Annotated in this window: 13 protein-coding genes; 5 read left to right on the top strand and 8 right to left on the bottom strand. The window is 59.3% G+C overall.

The window, feature by feature from the left end:
- The first annotated feature begins 9 nt into the window (after positions 1 to 9).
- Positions 10 to 222 carry a hypothetical protein gene (locus tag J7394_RS04520; RefSeq protein WP_209251287.1) on the top strand — a complete coding sequence of 71 codons (213 nt, stop codon included), beginning with the start codon at positions 10 to 12 and terminating at the stop codon, positions 220 to 222.
- A gap of 157 nt (positions 223 to 379) precedes the next feature.
- On the opposite strand, the gene rimO is transcribed toward J7394_RS04520, so the two are convergent.
- Entirely contained in the window at positions 380 to 1,768 is a 1,389-nt protein-coding gene (gene rimO, locus J7394_RS04515; RefSeq protein WP_209251285.1) for a 30S ribosomal protein S12 methylthiotransferase RimO, read from the bottom strand.
- Between the two features lie 97 nt (positions 1,769 to 1,865).
- On the opposite strand from rimO, the gene J7394_RS04510 reads away from it, so the two are divergent.
- The gene (locus J7394_RS04510) at positions 1,866 to 3,812 is read left to right on the top strand and encodes an AsmA family protein (RefSeq protein ID WP_209251283.1); all 1,947 of its coding nucleotides are present in this window, start codon (positions 1,866 to 1,868) and stop codon (positions 3,810 to 3,812) included.
- Between the two features lie 28 nt (positions 3,813 to 3,840).
- Here J7394_RS04510 and J7394_RS04505 read toward each other — a convergent pair whose 3' ends face one another.
- From J7394_RS04505 to J7394_RS04490, 4 genes are read right to left on the bottom strand one after another with little or no spacing between them, the layout of a single operon-like run.
- Positions 3,841 to 5,337, bottom strand: a complete 1,497-nt coding sequence (locus J7394_RS04505; protein WP_209251281.1) for a phosphomannomutase/phosphoglucomutase — start codon at positions 5,335 to 5,337, stop codon at positions 3,841 to 3,843.
- Between the two features lie 15 nt (positions 5,338 to 5,352).
- Positions 5,353 to 6,186, bottom strand: a complete 834-nt coding sequence (gene kdsA, locus J7394_RS04500; protein WP_170689277.1) for a 3-deoxy-8-phosphooctulonate synthase — start codon at positions 6,184 to 6,186, stop codon at positions 5,353 to 5,355.
- 5 nt (positions 6,187 to 6,191) lie between these two features.
- Positions 6,192 to 7,760: a capsule biosynthesis protein gene (locus tag J7394_RS04495; RefSeq protein WP_209251279.1), complete on the bottom strand. Its 1,569-nt coding sequence runs from the start codon at positions 7,758 to 7,760 to the stop codon at positions 6,192 to 6,194.
- The gene (locus J7394_RS04490; protein ID WP_209251277.1) at positions 7,738 to 8,397 is read right to left on the bottom strand and encodes an ABC transporter ATP-binding protein; all 660 of its coding nucleotides are present in this window, start codon (positions 8,395 to 8,397) and stop codon (positions 7,738 to 7,740) included. The genes J7394_RS04495 and J7394_RS04490 overlap by 23 nt, the downstream gene beginning before the upstream one ends.
- 237 nt (positions 8,398 to 8,634) lie before the next feature.
- Here J7394_RS04490 and J7394_RS04485 point away from each other — a divergent pair, with 237 nt between their 5' ends.
- Both J7394_RS04485 and J7394_RS04480 read left to right on the top strand, forming a co-directional pair.
- Positions 8,635 to 9,222, top strand: coding sequence for a uracil-DNA glycosylase family protein (locus J7394_RS04485; protein ID WP_209251275.1), 588 nt, complete (start codon positions 8,635 to 8,637; stop codon positions 9,220 to 9,222).
- Positions 9,215 to 10,003, top strand: a complete 789-nt coding sequence (locus tag J7394_RS04480; RefSeq protein WP_209251273.1) for an SseB family protein — start codon at positions 9,215 to 9,217, stop codon at positions 10,001 to 10,003. The genes J7394_RS04485 and J7394_RS04480 overlap by 8 nt, the downstream gene beginning before the upstream one ends.
- A 58-nt stretch (positions 10,004 to 10,061) precedes the next feature.
- Here J7394_RS04480 and yghU read toward each other — a convergent pair whose 3' ends face one another.
- Complete coding sequence (gene yghU / locus J7394_RS04475) at positions 10,062 to 10,940, bottom strand: glutathione-dependent disulfide-bond oxidoreductase (RefSeq protein ID WP_209251271.1); 879 nt, start codon at positions 10,938 to 10,940, stop codon at positions 10,062 to 10,064.
- 229 nt (positions 10,941 to 11,169) lie between these two features.
- Between yghU and J7394_RS04470 the strand changes: the two genes are divergently transcribed.
- Entirely contained in the window at positions 11,170 to 11,688 is a 519-nt protein-coding gene (locus J7394_RS04470; protein WP_170460640.1) for a YHS domain-containing (seleno)protein, read from the top strand.
- Between the two features lie 69 nt (positions 11,689 to 11,757).
- On the opposite strand, the gene J7394_RS04465 is transcribed toward J7394_RS04470, so the two are convergent.
- Together J7394_RS04465 and metF are read right to left on the bottom strand one after the other, a co-directional pair.
- Positions 11,758 to 12,420 (bottom strand): J domain-containing protein, encoded by a 663-nt coding sequence (locus tag J7394_RS04465; protein WP_209251270.1) that lies wholly within the window; start codon positions 12,418 to 12,420, stop codon positions 11,758 to 11,760.
- 184 nt (positions 12,421 to 12,604) lie between these two features.
- Positions 12,605 to 13,471 (bottom strand): methylenetetrahydrofolate reductase [NAD(P)H], encoded by an 867-nt coding sequence (gene metF / locus J7394_RS04460; protein ID WP_209251269.1) that lies wholly within the window; start codon positions 13,469 to 13,471, stop codon positions 12,605 to 12,607.
- Between the last annotated feature and the right edge of the window lie 88 nt (positions 13,472 to 13,559).

Genomic DNA, 13,559 nt, shown 5'->3' with positions numbered 1-13,559 from the left:
CGGCCTGTGATGCTTGAGTACCAATTTTCGACGCGGGTGCAGGACACGCTTGGCCGGTTTGACCTTGTGCTTGAGGACCGGAGCTGCGTGATGCCGGTGAACAAATTGCTTGCGCTTGTGAATAACCAGCTTGCTGCCACCCAACGACAAAATCTTGACCGTGCCGCCATGCGCGTGCTGCGCCGCTACCGGAGGCGCCAGCATCATGGCCGCAACCGCTAGTATTTTGAAATGAGATGAGATCGCCGGAAACCGAAACATAAAACCCTCCAACCCGTGTCGAGTTCAATATCGCGGCTTTGGCGGGCCAGCGCCAATAAACTCCGCTCACGCTTGCCCCATCTGTTTTGTAGCTTTCAGATCATAGAATTAGGGGAGATTAAACCCGTTTACCCCACAAGTCATACTCGCCCGCTTCATCGACCTCGACCGTCACGAGGTCTCCGGGTTTGAGGGTTTCGAACCCTTCATCAATGAACAGGTTGCCGTCAATCTCGGGAGCATCGGCCTTGGTTCGGCAAGTCGCGGCCTCGTCGTCCACCTCATCCACGATAACCTGAAGGGTCTGACCAACCTTGGCGTCCAGTTTGGCCGCTGAGATCGCCTGCGCTTTCTCCATGAAACGGTCCCATCTGTCCTGCTTGACCTCGGGGGCCACATGATCGGGCAGATCGTTCGAGCGCGCACCATCGACGTTTTCGTACTGAAAACAACCAACACGATCCAATTGCGCCTCGTCCATCCAATCGAGCAGGGTCTGGAATTCGGCCTCGGTCTCACCCGGATAGCCAACGATGAAGGTCGAGCGCAGAGTGATGTCCGGGCAAATCTCGCGCCAGGCCTTGATCTCATCGAGTGTTTTGGCAGCCGCCGCCGGACGGGCCATGCGCTTCAGCACATCCGGGTGGGCGTGCTGAAAGGGGATATCCAGATAGGGCAACACGGCGCAGCCCGCATCTGCCATCAGCGGGATCAACTCGCGCACATGCGGGTAGGGGTAGACATAGTGCAGCCGGACCCAGGCATCGAGCTGCCCCAATTCGCGCGCCAGATCGGTGATGTGGCTGCGCACCTCGCGATCTTTCCACGGGTTCACATCGTATTTCCGGTCCAACCCATAGGCCGAGGTATCCTGACTGATCACCAGCAACTCGCGCACGCCGTTGTCGACCAGCTTTTCGGCCTCGCGCAGCACCGCATGGGCCGGACGGCTGGCGAGCTTGCCGCGCATGTCGGGGATGATGCAGAACTTGCACTTGTGGTTACAGCCCTCGGAGATCTTCAGATAGCTGTAATGCCGCGGAGTCAGCTGTACCGAGCTGGCAGGCAACAGGTCCACGAAGGGGTCCGGATTAGGCGGCACCGCCACATGAACTGCGTCCAGAACCTGCTCGTATTGATGCGGGCCGGTGACGGCCATGATGCGCGGGTGGTGTTCCCGGATATAGTCCGGCTCGGCCCCCAAACAGCCGGTCACGATGACCTTGCCGTTTTCGACCAGAGCCTCGCCGATGGCGTCCAGAGATTCGGCCTTGGCGCTGTCCAGAAACCCGCAGGTGTTCACAATCACGGCATCGGCCCCGGAATAATCGGGCGAAATGCCGTACCCTTCGGCGCGCAACCTGGTCAGGATGCGCTCGCTGTCTACCAGCGCTTTGGGGCAGCCCAATGAGACCATACCAATGGTCGGCTGGCCTGAACGCGGCGTGTCGGTGATCCGGGCAGACGGGGCAAGGTCGGGGCGGAGGTTTGGCGGATTGCTACTCATGCGGCCGCATATAGTTTGGATTGGTTCCCCTTGCAAATGCGGCCGTGGGTTTGAATGATACCTAAAACACAAGCCAAAGAAGGCGGAGAGCAGTTCGATGAAATGGCTGATACGTATCCTGTTCATCTTGGTGGCCGTTGTGGGCCTTGTCGTGGGCGCGCTTTTGTTAATGCCCGGCGACAAACTGGGGGCGCTACTGGCTGAACAGGTTAAAGCGGAAACGGGGCGTGACCTGACCTTCTCGGGCGATGTTTCGATCTCATTCTGGCCGGTTCTTGGCCTTGAAACGGGGCCGGTCACCTTCGGCAACGCCGATTGGGCGGGGTCTGAGCCGATGCTGAGCGCTGAAAGCCTGTCTTTCGGTGTGGATGCGGCGGCGCTGTGGGGGGGCGAGATCCGGATCAAACGGGTCTTTGCCGACAGCCCGGTTCTGCGGCTGGAATACGCCAATGGGCGGGGGAATTGGGAACTGACCGCACCAACCTCCGCAGCCAGCACCGGCGGAGGAACAGCGCCCGCGCCTCAGGCGACGCAACCGATCACGCTCGACCGGCTTGAACTGAGCAAAGCGCGCCTGATCTTTGTCGAAAACGGAGCGACCAAGTGGAATTTTCGGGACGTCAACCTCTCGGCGCAATGGCCGGGTGTCTCGGCCCCGATGATCATGGAGGCCAATATGGCCGTGCCCGGTGGCACTGTTCAGGTGGAGTTGAAGCTGCCTGACCTGCCAGCCTTCGCCTCGGGCGGCGCGGCACCTCTGGAGCTTTCGATGACAGCGCCGGGCGGGCGTATCGCCTTCAACGGGCGCGCGACCATCGAAGGAGAAATGGACGGCAAGACCGAGGTCAAGACCAACAATACCGACGCCATACTGGCCGCGTTCGGGCAGGCAGGGGTGGCGGTGCCCAATGGTCTGGGGCGTGTGGCAGATGTGTCGGGGCAGATGACATATACGCGGGACGGTCGCGTCTCTTTGCGAAACATGACTGCAGTGCTGGATCACAACCGGTTCGATGGCGAGGCGGATATCGTGATTTCAGCCCCTCCACAGATCACAGCCCGTTTGAGGGCCGGGGATCTGGATTTTTCGACCTTCGCAGACACTGTCGACACGGGATCCGGTGGTGGAGGGGCCTCTGCCAGCGACGGATGGTCGACGACGCCCATCGACGCGTCGGCGCTGGGTTTGGCGAATGGGTCGATTCGACTCACCGCGCCCTCCATCGCTGTGCCGGACATGACGCTTGGACAAAGCGACCTGACGCTCACCCTCGACCGATCGCGTGCGGTTCTGAAGATGCAACCCGCAACCCTGTTTTCCGGGCAATTGAACGGGCAAGTGGTGGCCAACAATCGCAACGGCCTGTCCGTCGGCGGAAACTTCAAGGCTGAAGGAATCGACGTGCAGCAGGCGCTGTCGACGCTAGGAGGCATAGAACGGCTGACAGGTACGGCCTCGGCCTCGCTTGAGTTTCTGGGCGTCGGGCAGACCGAGGAGGCGATCATGCGGTCGCTGTCCGGGAAGGGCGATATTGCGGTCGGGAAAGGCGTGATCTCCGGCTTCGACCTGAACCGGCTGATGGGGCGCGGCGAAGGGTCCGGGGGGACCACTGTGTTCAACAGCCTGACGGCCAGTTTCACCATGGATGGCGGCAATCTGACGAACAATGACCTGCTTATGTCACTGGACAATTTCAGGGCGGATGGCGCGGGACGCGTCGGGATCGGCGCGCGCGATATCGACTATCTGTTCACGCCGGTCGCCCTGCGCGCCAATTCAGGTGAAGGGATCGCCGTGCCGGTGCGCATCGTCGGTCCGTGGAGCGACCCTTCGATCCGCCCAGACCTGACAAAGGTCATTGAGGCGGCGGCAGAAGGAAAGCTGAAAGATCTGGAAAACGACACCAAAACCAAGGTTCTGGAAAAAGTCGGGTCAGAGCTGGACACGACCATCACAGACACGGATCAAATCGAGGACGTGCTGAAGGACAAGCTAGAGGAGGAAGCCAAGAAAGGCTTGTTCAAGCTGTTCGGAGGGGATTGATCGGGGCGCGTATCGGCGCCCCTTTCTTTTAGATCGTTTGGTCGTAGTCGCCGACGCCGGGCTCGGTCCGGATGACAGCATCGATGTCGGCAAAAATCGCCCGCATCTCTGCTTCGCTTTCGCTGCTTTCGCAGACAACCACCAGATTGGGGGTGTTCGACGAGGCCCGCACCAGACCCCAGCTGCCATTGTCCAGAATGACACGTGCGCCGTTGACGGTGACGACCTCTTTGATCGCCCGGCCCGCGAAGCTATCGCCTGCGTCGGCCTTGGCGACCAGCTTGTCCACGAGGCGCTGCAGGATGTCGTATTTCTCGGTATCCGCCGCGTAGGGCGACATGGTTGGGGTGGACCACGTCTTGGGCAGGGCCTTGCGCAAGTCGGACATGCTCTGATCCGGGTTGCGGTCCATCAATTTGCAGATTTCCACCGCCACGCGCATCCCGCAGTCATATCCGCGCCCAACAGGCTCGGCGAGGAAGTAGTGACCGGATTTCTCAAACCCTGCGAGGGCTCCGATCTCTTTGACCCGGCGTTTCATATGGCTGTGGCCGGTTTTCCAATAGTCCGCCTTGACGCAGAGGGCCTGCAGTTCCGGATCACTGGCAAACAGGCCGGTGGATTTCACGTCGGCCACGAAGGTCGCGCCGGGATGCAGCTTGGCCAGATCGCGCGCCATGATGACACCGACCTTGTCGGCGAAGATCTCTTCGCCCTCGTCATCGACCACACCGCAGCGATCGCCGTCGCCGTCAAATCCCAAGGCCAGATCGGCGCCGCTGGATTTCACCGAATTCGCCATGTCGTGCAACATCTCCATGGCTTCGGGGTTCGGGTTGTAGTTCGGGAACGTGTAGTCGAGTTCGGTGTGGCTGGGCACAACCTCGACACCGATCCGCTCAAAAATCTCGGGTGCAAAGGCCGAGGCGGTGCCATTACCCGTGGCGCAAACCACCTTGAGCGGGCGGGACATTTTGAAATCGCCGACCAGATCGTCGATATAGGCCTCTTTCACGCCGTCGACGAATTCGTACGAGCCGCCCTCGCGCGCCACAGTCTCACCATTCAAAACGATGTCGCGCAGTTCGGACATCTCATCCGGGCCGTGGGTCAGCGGTCGGTCGAAACCCATTTTAACCCCGGTCCAGCCGTTGGGGTTGTGGCTGGCGGTGACCATCGCCACCGCCGGAACATCCAGATGGAACTGCGCGAAATAGGCCATTGGGCTGAGGGCAGGGCCGATGTCCTTCACCTGAATACCCGCCTGCATCAGGCCGAGGATCAGCGCGTTTTTGATGGCCAGAGAATAATCGCGGTAGTCATTGCCGACCGCAATGACCGGCGCGATGCCGCGTTTGTGCATCTGAGTACCGATCCCCAGACCAAGGGCGGTCATGCCCGGCAGGTTGATCTCATCAGGGTATTTCCAGCGTGCATCATATTCGCGGAACCCTGTGGGTTTGATCATCGGGTCGCGCAGAAAGCTCCAGGTGTTTGGGGTCACCTCGGGAATGGGTTTGGTCATAACTAGTCTCAATCGTTAAATCTGAATCGGGTTCGCTTTGGCCAGCGCATCAAAACGCATCAATGTGTCAACAAGATGGGGCATCTGATCCAACGGGATCATGTTGGGGCCATCAGACGGTGCTGTGTCGGGGTCCTGATGGGTTTCGATGAACACCGCTCCGATCCCCAGCGATACGGCGGCGCGCGCCATCACCGGCGCGAATTCGCGCTGGCCACCCGAGGAGCCACCCTTGCCACCCGGCTGTTGAACCGAATGCGTCGCGTCCATCACGACCGGATAGCCCGTCTTCGCCATTTGTGGCAGGCCCCGCATATCGGCCACCAGAGTATTGTACCCGAACGAGGTTCCACGTTCCGTCAGCAGAATGTTCTGGTTCCCAGTGCTTTCGATCTTGTCGACAATGTTGCCCATTTCCCAAGGGGCGAGAAACTGGCCTTTCTTGACGTTCACGGCCTTCCCCGTTGCGCCCGCCGCCAAAAGCATATCGGTCTGGCGGCACAGAAAAGCTGGGATCTGCAGAATATCAACGGCCTCGGCCGCGATGGCGCATTGGGCTTCGGTGTGGACATCGGTCAGCACGGGAATGCCCATAGTGCTGCGAATGTCATCCAGAACCTTCAGCCCCGCATCAATCCCCATGCCGCGCTTGCCGGACAAAGAGGTTCGGTTCGCCTTGTCATACGACGCCTTGAATACATACTGCGCCCCGGCCGCGTCGCAGGCTTCTTTCATGGCGCCCGCAATCATCTGGGCATGGTCCGCCGTCTCAAGCTGGCAGGGGCCGGCGATGATGGTAAGCGGAAGGTCGTTGCCGACCGTAAGGTCGGAGATTTTTACATGTTTCATATGTCTTACGAGGATACCTGTTCACGAAGGACCGACGCGGTAAGCGAGATCATCAGGTAGATACCAGCAAACAACAGGAAAGCCAAAATCGTATTTTCGAACTTCCTTGGATAGGTCGGGTCCTGCGCCTCCACTGGGTTGACCGAAACCGTCAGGTAACGCACTTTGCGGTTCGCTTCGGATCGCGTGGTTTCCATTTGTTGCATTGCCGTTTGCAGCATCATGTCACGCGCTGCCAGATCAGCCTGCGCCATCTGGATTCGGACGCTCAACCGCGCCAGCGAGTTTTCGCCTGCGGATGCGTCCAGCATCTCGGCGTTCAATTCGGCCAAGACAACCTCCAGTCGGGCGATATCGGCACTGACGCCATCGACCTTGGCCTGGTTTGGGCGACGGTTGTCTTGTAAGGCGGCCAGTTCCAGCTCTTTATCCTGAATGGCGACCTCGATCTCATTGATCCGACCGCGAAGACCAGCGATGACGTTTTCAGGGTCCAGCAAGGCACCCTGCAGCTGCAACTCGATCAATGCTTCCTGCGCCTTGCGCCGCTCTGTCTGCGCCGCCTCGAACCCTTCGCGCGCATCGCGCATCTGATCTTCGCGCTTGAGGCCGGACAGGCTGTTGATCCGCTCTTCCGCGTAAGAGATCAGGCGTTGCGACAGTTCGACAGCGATTTCAGGTTCGGGGGCTGCGACTTCCATCCGAACAATCCCGTCGCTTGGGTCATATCCGATGGTCACCATACGTTTATACAGCTTGTGGGTGTCTTCCAGACTGGCGTCCTGAGGCAGCCTCTGGATCGGGTCGATCCATTCCTGCTTGAAGATTTGGGAAAAGCCCATGTCGCGTTCCAAACGCTCTAATGCGTCCTTGGATTCGAGAAACTCTTGGGTGGAAACCGAATCCTGCGCGGTTGCATATTGGGTTCCGCTCAACAGGCCGCCAATCGTTCCGCCGCCGCCATCAGCTTGCAGGATCGAAAAGGCGGAATCGCTGGCGTACATCGGGGTTGCAACCTGGTAGAAATAGTACCCCACCGCAAAGGTGGGCAAAAAGACGAACACCGCAAGCCGCGCGAACAACGCCGCCAGCTTTTTCTTTCGGCGGAGGGCAATGTCCTTCTGGATCTGACCGATTTCGCGATCGCGCCGCTCGGCCGGGCTCATCTCTGGTCCCGGCAGGGTCTGAGGGGCCTCGCTCACCGGTTGTGGCAACTGGACGGGTGCGGTTTCGTCACCATCCGTTTTCGCCGATGCATTTGCCGAGGCAAGCTCCAGCAAATTGCTGCGTCGGAACGGGTCAATGCCCTTCTTGCGCAACAGGCGCACCGCGTCATAGTCCGAGGTCGCCGCCAGCCCGTGTTTGCTGGCCAGACGCCGGGCGATGCGCAATTGTCGACCGGTCAGGCCCTCGCGCTTGATATCGTCCAGCTCGGTTCCGGGCTGCGTTTCGCCCGACGAGGCCTGCGTAGCGCTGCGGATGCGCGCCATCGCGTCCGAGCGGGCCTCGGGCGAGGCGCCGGATTGTGCCCTGTGACGCCAGTTGTATTTTCTAACCTTGGGTTTCGTAGTCATATAACTGCTTTGCCTCTTCCAAGGTTTCAAACATGCGCAACTGGCCGTCGACCAGAACAGCCGCCTGTTTCACAAATTTCTCCAGCGTTGCCGGGCTGTGCGACACGATGACCAGCGTTGTCGTGCGCAGCCTTTCCTGCAGGATCGCGCCGGCCTTATGGTTGAATTCCACATCCGTAGACGCGGGCATGCCCTCATCAATCAGATACATGTCGAAGTCCAGTGCCAGCATCAGCGCAAAGGTGAATCTGGCCTTCATGCCCGACGAATAGGTGGCCATAGGCTGGTTGAAATACTCGCCGAGACCGCACAGCCAGCTGCAGTAGGCTTCGACATAGTCGGGGTCCATACCGTAGATTTTGGCGATATAGCGTGCGTTCTCCAATGCAGACATCTTCGAGGAGACACCACCGGTAAACCCCATCGGGAAAGACACCTTGCACTCGCGCCGGATGACCCCTTCATCGGGCTTTTCCAAACCTGCCATCATATTGATCAGAGTGGTCTTTCCCGTCCCGTTCGGCGCAAGCACACCCAGCGACGTCCCGAGTTCGACACGGAACGAAACCCGGTCGAGGATCACCTTGCGGCGCGTCCCCGTCCAGAAGGATTTACTGACATTCTCGAACTCAAGCATGCTTGGCCTGCTGCTCAATCCTTTGGTTTGATCGCTCTTTTCGATGGGCGTTTGGATGCGAAGTCTATCGTTTCATGTTGGCTACATTATGTCGAATTATGAAACAAATGTTCAATGCACCTTCACAAACTGCAGATCACATCGTGGCAAACATCAACACGAAAAGATGTTTTGGCGGCAGGTTGGACGGTGGTTATCTTCCCTTGATACTCACGATTTCGGGGCAAGACAGCGGCTATGAGTGATCTGCAAAAGGAAATCTCGGCCTGTCGGCTGTGTGCGGATGCGTTTGCGCAAACCGCGACGCGGCACGCGCCGCGCCCTGTCGTCTGGTTCCGCGCTGGCACTCCGATTCTGGTTGCGGGGCAGGCTCCGGGCGCACGGGTACATGAGTCGGGTCGGCCTTTTACAGACCCCTCCGGGGATCGCTTGCGCGATTGGTTGGGGATCGACGAGGGGGTGTTTTACAATCGGGATCGTCTGTCCATCGTGCCCATGGCCTTTTGCTTTCCCGGATATGACGAGCGAAAAGCGGATCTGCCACCGCCCGCCTTGTGCCGCAAGACCTGGCATGACCGGGTTGTTCAGGCGTTGGGGCCGGTCCCTCTGACAGTGTTGGTCGGGGGGCACGCCCATAAGTACCATCTCGGGGTGCGCAGTTCGGTTACCGAAACGGTTCGTAATTGGCGGGACCACGCGCCGCACATCTTTGCCTTGCCTCATCCGTCCTGGCGCAATACGGCATGGATCAAGAAAAACCCGTGGTTCGAGACCGACCTGCTGCCGGCCTTGCGGGCACGGGTGCAAGAGGTTCTGAATGACTGAAGCAACAGCGCTGGACACAGCGCATACCGCGATGGAGGCCGCCCCGCAGGACGATGCCGCCCGGCTGCGGTTTTTTGAGCGGCTGGCCGATAGTGAACTGTTCCTGATGCTGACCGAAGAGGCGCAGGGCGAGAATATCTCGCCCGAGCTGTTTGACGTCGCAGATGGCCGTTTCGTGCTGGCCTTTGATCGCGAGGATCGGTTGGCGCAGTTTGCCGGACGTCCGGTTCCTTACGCGGCGCTTTCGGGGCGTATCCTGTCGTCGATGCTGGCAGGGCAGGGGATTGGTCTGGGCCTGAACCTCGAGGTCGCGCCATCCTCGATGCTGATCCCGTCCGAGGCGCTGGGCTGGCTGGCGACAACGCTGGAACATGCGCCGGATGAGGTCGAAGAGAAACTGGCCGAGTTTTTGCCTCCAACCGGTCTGCCGGAAACCCTGTTGCGGGCGTTGGATACAAAGCTGTCGACCGCAATCGGTCTGGCGCAGGCGGCCTATCTGGTCGGCACCAAATCCGAAACGGGGGCTTCGGGGCACTTGCTGGGCTTTGTCGGGGCCGTGGACGGGGCGCAATCGGCACTGGCCAAAGCCGCATCCGAGGCGCTGACCTTTTCGGGGATCGAAGCCGGAGCGATGGATGTCGGGTTCTTTGCTCCTGAATCCCCCGCTGCCGCGTCTTTGGCGAAGGTTGGATTGCGGTTCGACCTGCCGCAACCCGAGGCCCGTGACCTGACGCGGCCTGTGCCCGGTAGCGATCCCGAGAACCCGCCGATCCTTAAATAAATAAGCGCGGTGCAGTCTTTTGCACCGCGCCAAATGTTTCGAAGGAACCTCGAAGAGATTAATCCGCCGCCGCTTCCAGCTTGTCCTGCGTGCGGGTACCAAAATCGCTGGCCTCATGACGTTCATGAAGCTGCGTGTGCGGCTCGCCAAACGCGCGGTTGACCATGCGGCCCCGCTTTACGGCCGGACGCGCGTCAATCGCCTTGGCCCAACGCATGACGTTTTCATAGGATTCCACATCGAGGAACTCGGCAGCATCATAGAGACGCCCAAGAACCAGCTGCCCATACCAGGGCCAGATTGCCATATCCGCAATCGAGTAATCCTCGCCCGCGATATAGGTGTTTTCGGCCAGTTGACGGTCCAGCACATCCAGCTGGCGCTTGGCCTCCATGGCGAAGCGGTTGATCGGGTACTCCCATTTCTCGGGCGCGTAAGCGTAGAAATGTCCAAACCCGCCGCCCAGATAAGGCGCGCTGCCCATCTGCCAGAACACCCAGTTCATCACTTCGGTCCGCTCCGGGCCTGCCTCGGGCAGGAACGCTCCGAATTTTTCGGCCAGATGGAACAGGATTGAGGCGCTCTCAAAAACGCGCACTGGTTCATCACCTGACCGATCCCAGAGCGCCGGGATTTTCGAGTTCGGGTTCGCCTCGACAAAGCCCGAGCTGAACTGGTCCCCTTCGCCGATATTGATCAGCCACGCATTGTATTCGGCTTCTTCGTGACCCAGCGCCAAAAGTTCTTCGAGCATGACTGTCACTTTGACGCCATTTGGCGTGGCCAGCGAATAGAGCTGCATGGGGTGGCGGCCGATGGGCAAGTCCTTGTCATGGGTTGCTCCGGCGATGGGGCGGTTGATATTGGCGAAGCGCCCGCCGCTTTCGCTGTCCCAGGTCCAGACTTTGGGGGGAGTGTAAGTGGATTGATCGCTCATCTGATGCCTTTCTTGCCAATCGCAGGGCTGCAAAGCCGATGCGCTAACAGCTAATGTTGCAAATCGCCGAGTCCAACCCCGCTTGACGCGGGAAACTGTAATAATTCTCTCACGAAATCTCGTTGATGGTCACACCGGCGCGAGCGGGCCTACGAAGCGCCTCAGAATCGCTTATTGTCTGTGGTGTCAGCCAAACGGCACCCCCGATACACGAAAAAGGAATGACCACATGAAACGTTTTGCCCTGTCTTTTGCTGCGGCCATGGCTCTGGCAATTCCGGCTTTTGCAGGCCCCCAATATGTCGACGGAACCGGATTTGCGGTCTCTGGCTATGATGTTGTCGCCTATCGCGGCCTTGATCAGGCACCGGTCGGGACGTCGCAGCCAGCAGGTGTGCGCGGCAATGCCGACATCACGGCGGAATACAACGGCGCAACCTGGGCCTTTGCATCGGAAGAGAACCGCGACAAGTTTCTTGAGAACCCTGCCTACTATGCACCTCAGTATGACGGGCATTGCGCCTATGGCGTCTCAAAAGGCGGCAAGGTTCCGGCAAACCCGAACCTGTGGCGCATCGTTGATGACAAGCTGTACCTGAACATCACCGACGTTGTTGTAGGCTTCTTTGAAGAGGACATCCCCGGCAACATCAACCTGGCCGAAGGCAACTGGCCCGGTATCGAAAGCGCAGACGCATCGACCAGCGTGATCCCGAAATTCACCTCGGAAGGTCCGGTCAGCAACTGATTGCAGACACTGTCGTGAAGAAATTCAAGCCCGGCTCCCCCCCACTGAGCCGGGCTTTTCTCTGGCGGGCTATCCGGCCAGCCAGAATTCGTCGATCATGTGCTGATCGGCTTCGAACCTGATACGGACACTCTTTGCCCCCGGAAACTTGCGTTCGCAAATCGTGTCGGGAATCACCACCTCACCCGGGCCGGCGTTGTTGGACTTGAAGCTCAGAATCTCGGTCTCGACATGCCGTCTGTTGCTCAGCACCGAGGTCGGAAGGGCGATGCGGTTCGCGCCTTCGGTGACCGGTGTCGCCACGAAAAAGGTCAGGTGGCGACCATAGCATCCGACGGCATCGGGCACATGGTCTGATGCGGCCGTTTCGACATCTGTGTCCCGAGGCGATGGCGAACCTGCCATATGCGGCAGTGCTTGCGTCGGGTTCAGCATGGATTTGCAGGCGGAGATGTCTTCGGGCGGCAACTCGATCACGCGCTTTTTGAGGCGCGGCCGTTTCGGCATCTGCGGACCCGACGCGCATTTTGCGCCCAACCCTTGTTTGCGCAGAAAGTCATAGGCAGTCTTGGCGCGCGAGAAGTCTTCGCAATCCCCTGGCATATGGTCGGGATGCGCGCGGAAGGCAATATTACGCCAGGCTTCGCGGATTTCGTCGGAACTGGCAGAGGGCGACAACCCAAGGTCCGCCAGCGCGCTGTTTCGCGCTGCGATCTTATCGACAGGTTTCATACTCAAAAACACTCATTAACGTACACGAGACCAGTTTGAGCACGGTCACGATTTTGTCAAATTCTTCTCAAGATTGAACGAGTTGCGGGGGACAATGATCTGGCCGTGCAGACATTGTTCCACCAGCAAAGCAAAATGCCCGCGCTTTCGGATGGCGCGGGCATTTCGTCTTTGTCGACAGGGATCAGGCGACGTTCTGCAGTTCGGCTTTCGGGGTGATCCCAAGGGCGAAGCACACGTCGCGGGTCAGCTCGGGCCGGTTCAGGGTGTAGAAGTGTAGCTTGTCGACGCCGCCCTCCAGTAGGTCCGAACACAGCTCGGTGCAAAGGGCCGTAGCCAGCAGATCCTCGCGATCATCGCGAAGGGCTTTTTCAAAGGCGTGATCGACCCAATCGGGTATCCGAGTGCCGCAGCGCTGGGCAAAGGCGCGCGCGCCTTTCCAGTTTTCGATCGGCAGGATGCCCGGCACGATCGGCTTGTCGATCCCGGCTTTGGCACAGGCATCACGGAACCGGAAGAAGGTTTCGGCCTCGAAGAAAAACTGCGTCAGCGCCTCATCGGCGCCCGCGTCCAGCTTGGCCTTGAGCCAGTCGATATCTGCGCGCGTATCCCGTGCTTCGGGGTGAATGTCGGGATAAGCGCCGACGCGAATGCTGAACATCTCGGTTTCTGCGAGGGCCTCGATCAATTCAACAGAGTTGGCAAAACCTTCGGGGTGAGGGACAAACCTGTCCTGACCCTTCGGCGGATCGCCCCGCAATGCGACGATGTTCTCTACACCGGCACGGGCGAAGGTGTCTGCAATCTCCAGCGTTTCCTGACGCGAGGCATCAACACAGGTCAAATGCGCCGCAACCGGCAGGCCTGATGACTTATGCAACGTTGCCACGGCATCGCGTGTCAACTCTCGCGTGGTGCCTCCCGCGCCATAGGTGACAGAAACGAAACGGGGCTCCAGAGGGGCCAGCGTCTGCACCGTATCCCACAGCCGGAATGAGGCCTCCAGCGTTTTGGGTGGAAAAAACTCGAATGAGATTTCAGGTTTGGTCATCGCAGCCTCTCAGGATCAATTGAGGGTCTTGTCGCATGGCTTGCATTGTGAGACAAACTCATATTCCTCAAGAACAACATGAGCTCCA

The sequence above is a fragment of the Ruegeria sp. R13_0 genome (genome assembly GCF_017743995.1).
Lineage (GTDB): Bacteria > Pseudomonadota > Alphaproteobacteria > Rhodobacterales > Rhodobacteraceae > Ruegeria.
Note: the sequence above shows the minus strand (reverse complement) of the source record. Positions and strands in the feature narration are given on the sequence as shown.

Bases quoted from the DNA above. Each gene is read 5' to 3' on its own strand.
- J7394_RS04520 (WP_209251287.1), top strand. From the start codon at position 10: ATGCTTGAGTACCAATTTTCGACGCGGGTGCAGGACACGCTTGGCCGG.
- rimO (WP_209251285.1), bottom strand. From the start codon at position 1,768: ATGAGTAGCAATCCGCCAAACCTCCGCCCCGACCTTGCCCCGTCTGCC.
- J7394_RS04510 (WP_209251283.1), top strand. From the start codon at position 1,866: ATGAAATGGCTGATACGTATCCTGTTCATCTTGGTGGCCGTTGTGGGC.
- J7394_RS04505 (WP_209251281.1), bottom strand. From the start codon at position 5,337: ATGACCAAACCCATTCCCGAGGTGACCCCAAACACCTGGAGCTTTCTG.
- kdsA (WP_170689277.1), bottom strand. From the start codon at position 6,186: ATGAAACATGTAAAAATCTCCGACCTTACGGTCGGCAACGACCTTCCG.
- J7394_RS04495 (WP_209251279.1), bottom strand. From the start codon at position 7,760: ATGACTACGAAACCCAAGGTTAGAAAATACAACTGGCGTCACAGGGCA.
- J7394_RS04490 (WP_209251277.1), bottom strand. From the start codon at position 8,397: ATGCTTGAGTTCGAGAATGTCAGTAAATCCTTCTGGACGGGGACGCGC.
- J7394_RS04485 (WP_209251275.1), top strand. From the start codon at position 8,635: ATGAGTGATCTGCAAAAGGAAATCTCGGCCTGTCGGCTGTGTGCGGAT.
- J7394_RS04480 (WP_209251273.1), top strand. From the start codon at position 9,215: ATGACTGAAGCAACAGCGCTGGACACAGCGCATACCGCGATGGAGGCC.
- yghU (WP_209251271.1), bottom strand. From the start codon at position 10,940: ATGAGCGATCAATCCACTTACACTCCCCCCAAAGTCTGGACCTGGGAC.
- J7394_RS04470 (WP_170460640.1), top strand. From the start codon at position 11,170: ATGAAACGTTTTGCCCTGTCTTTTGCTGCGGCCATGGCTCTGGCAATT.
- J7394_RS04465 (WP_209251270.1), bottom strand. From the start codon at position 12,420: ATGAAACCTGTCGATAAGATCGCAGCGCGAAACAGCGCGCTGGCGGAC.
- metF (WP_209251269.1), bottom strand. From the start codon at position 13,471: ATGACCAAACCTGAAATCTCATTCGAGTTTTTTCCACCCAAAACGCTG.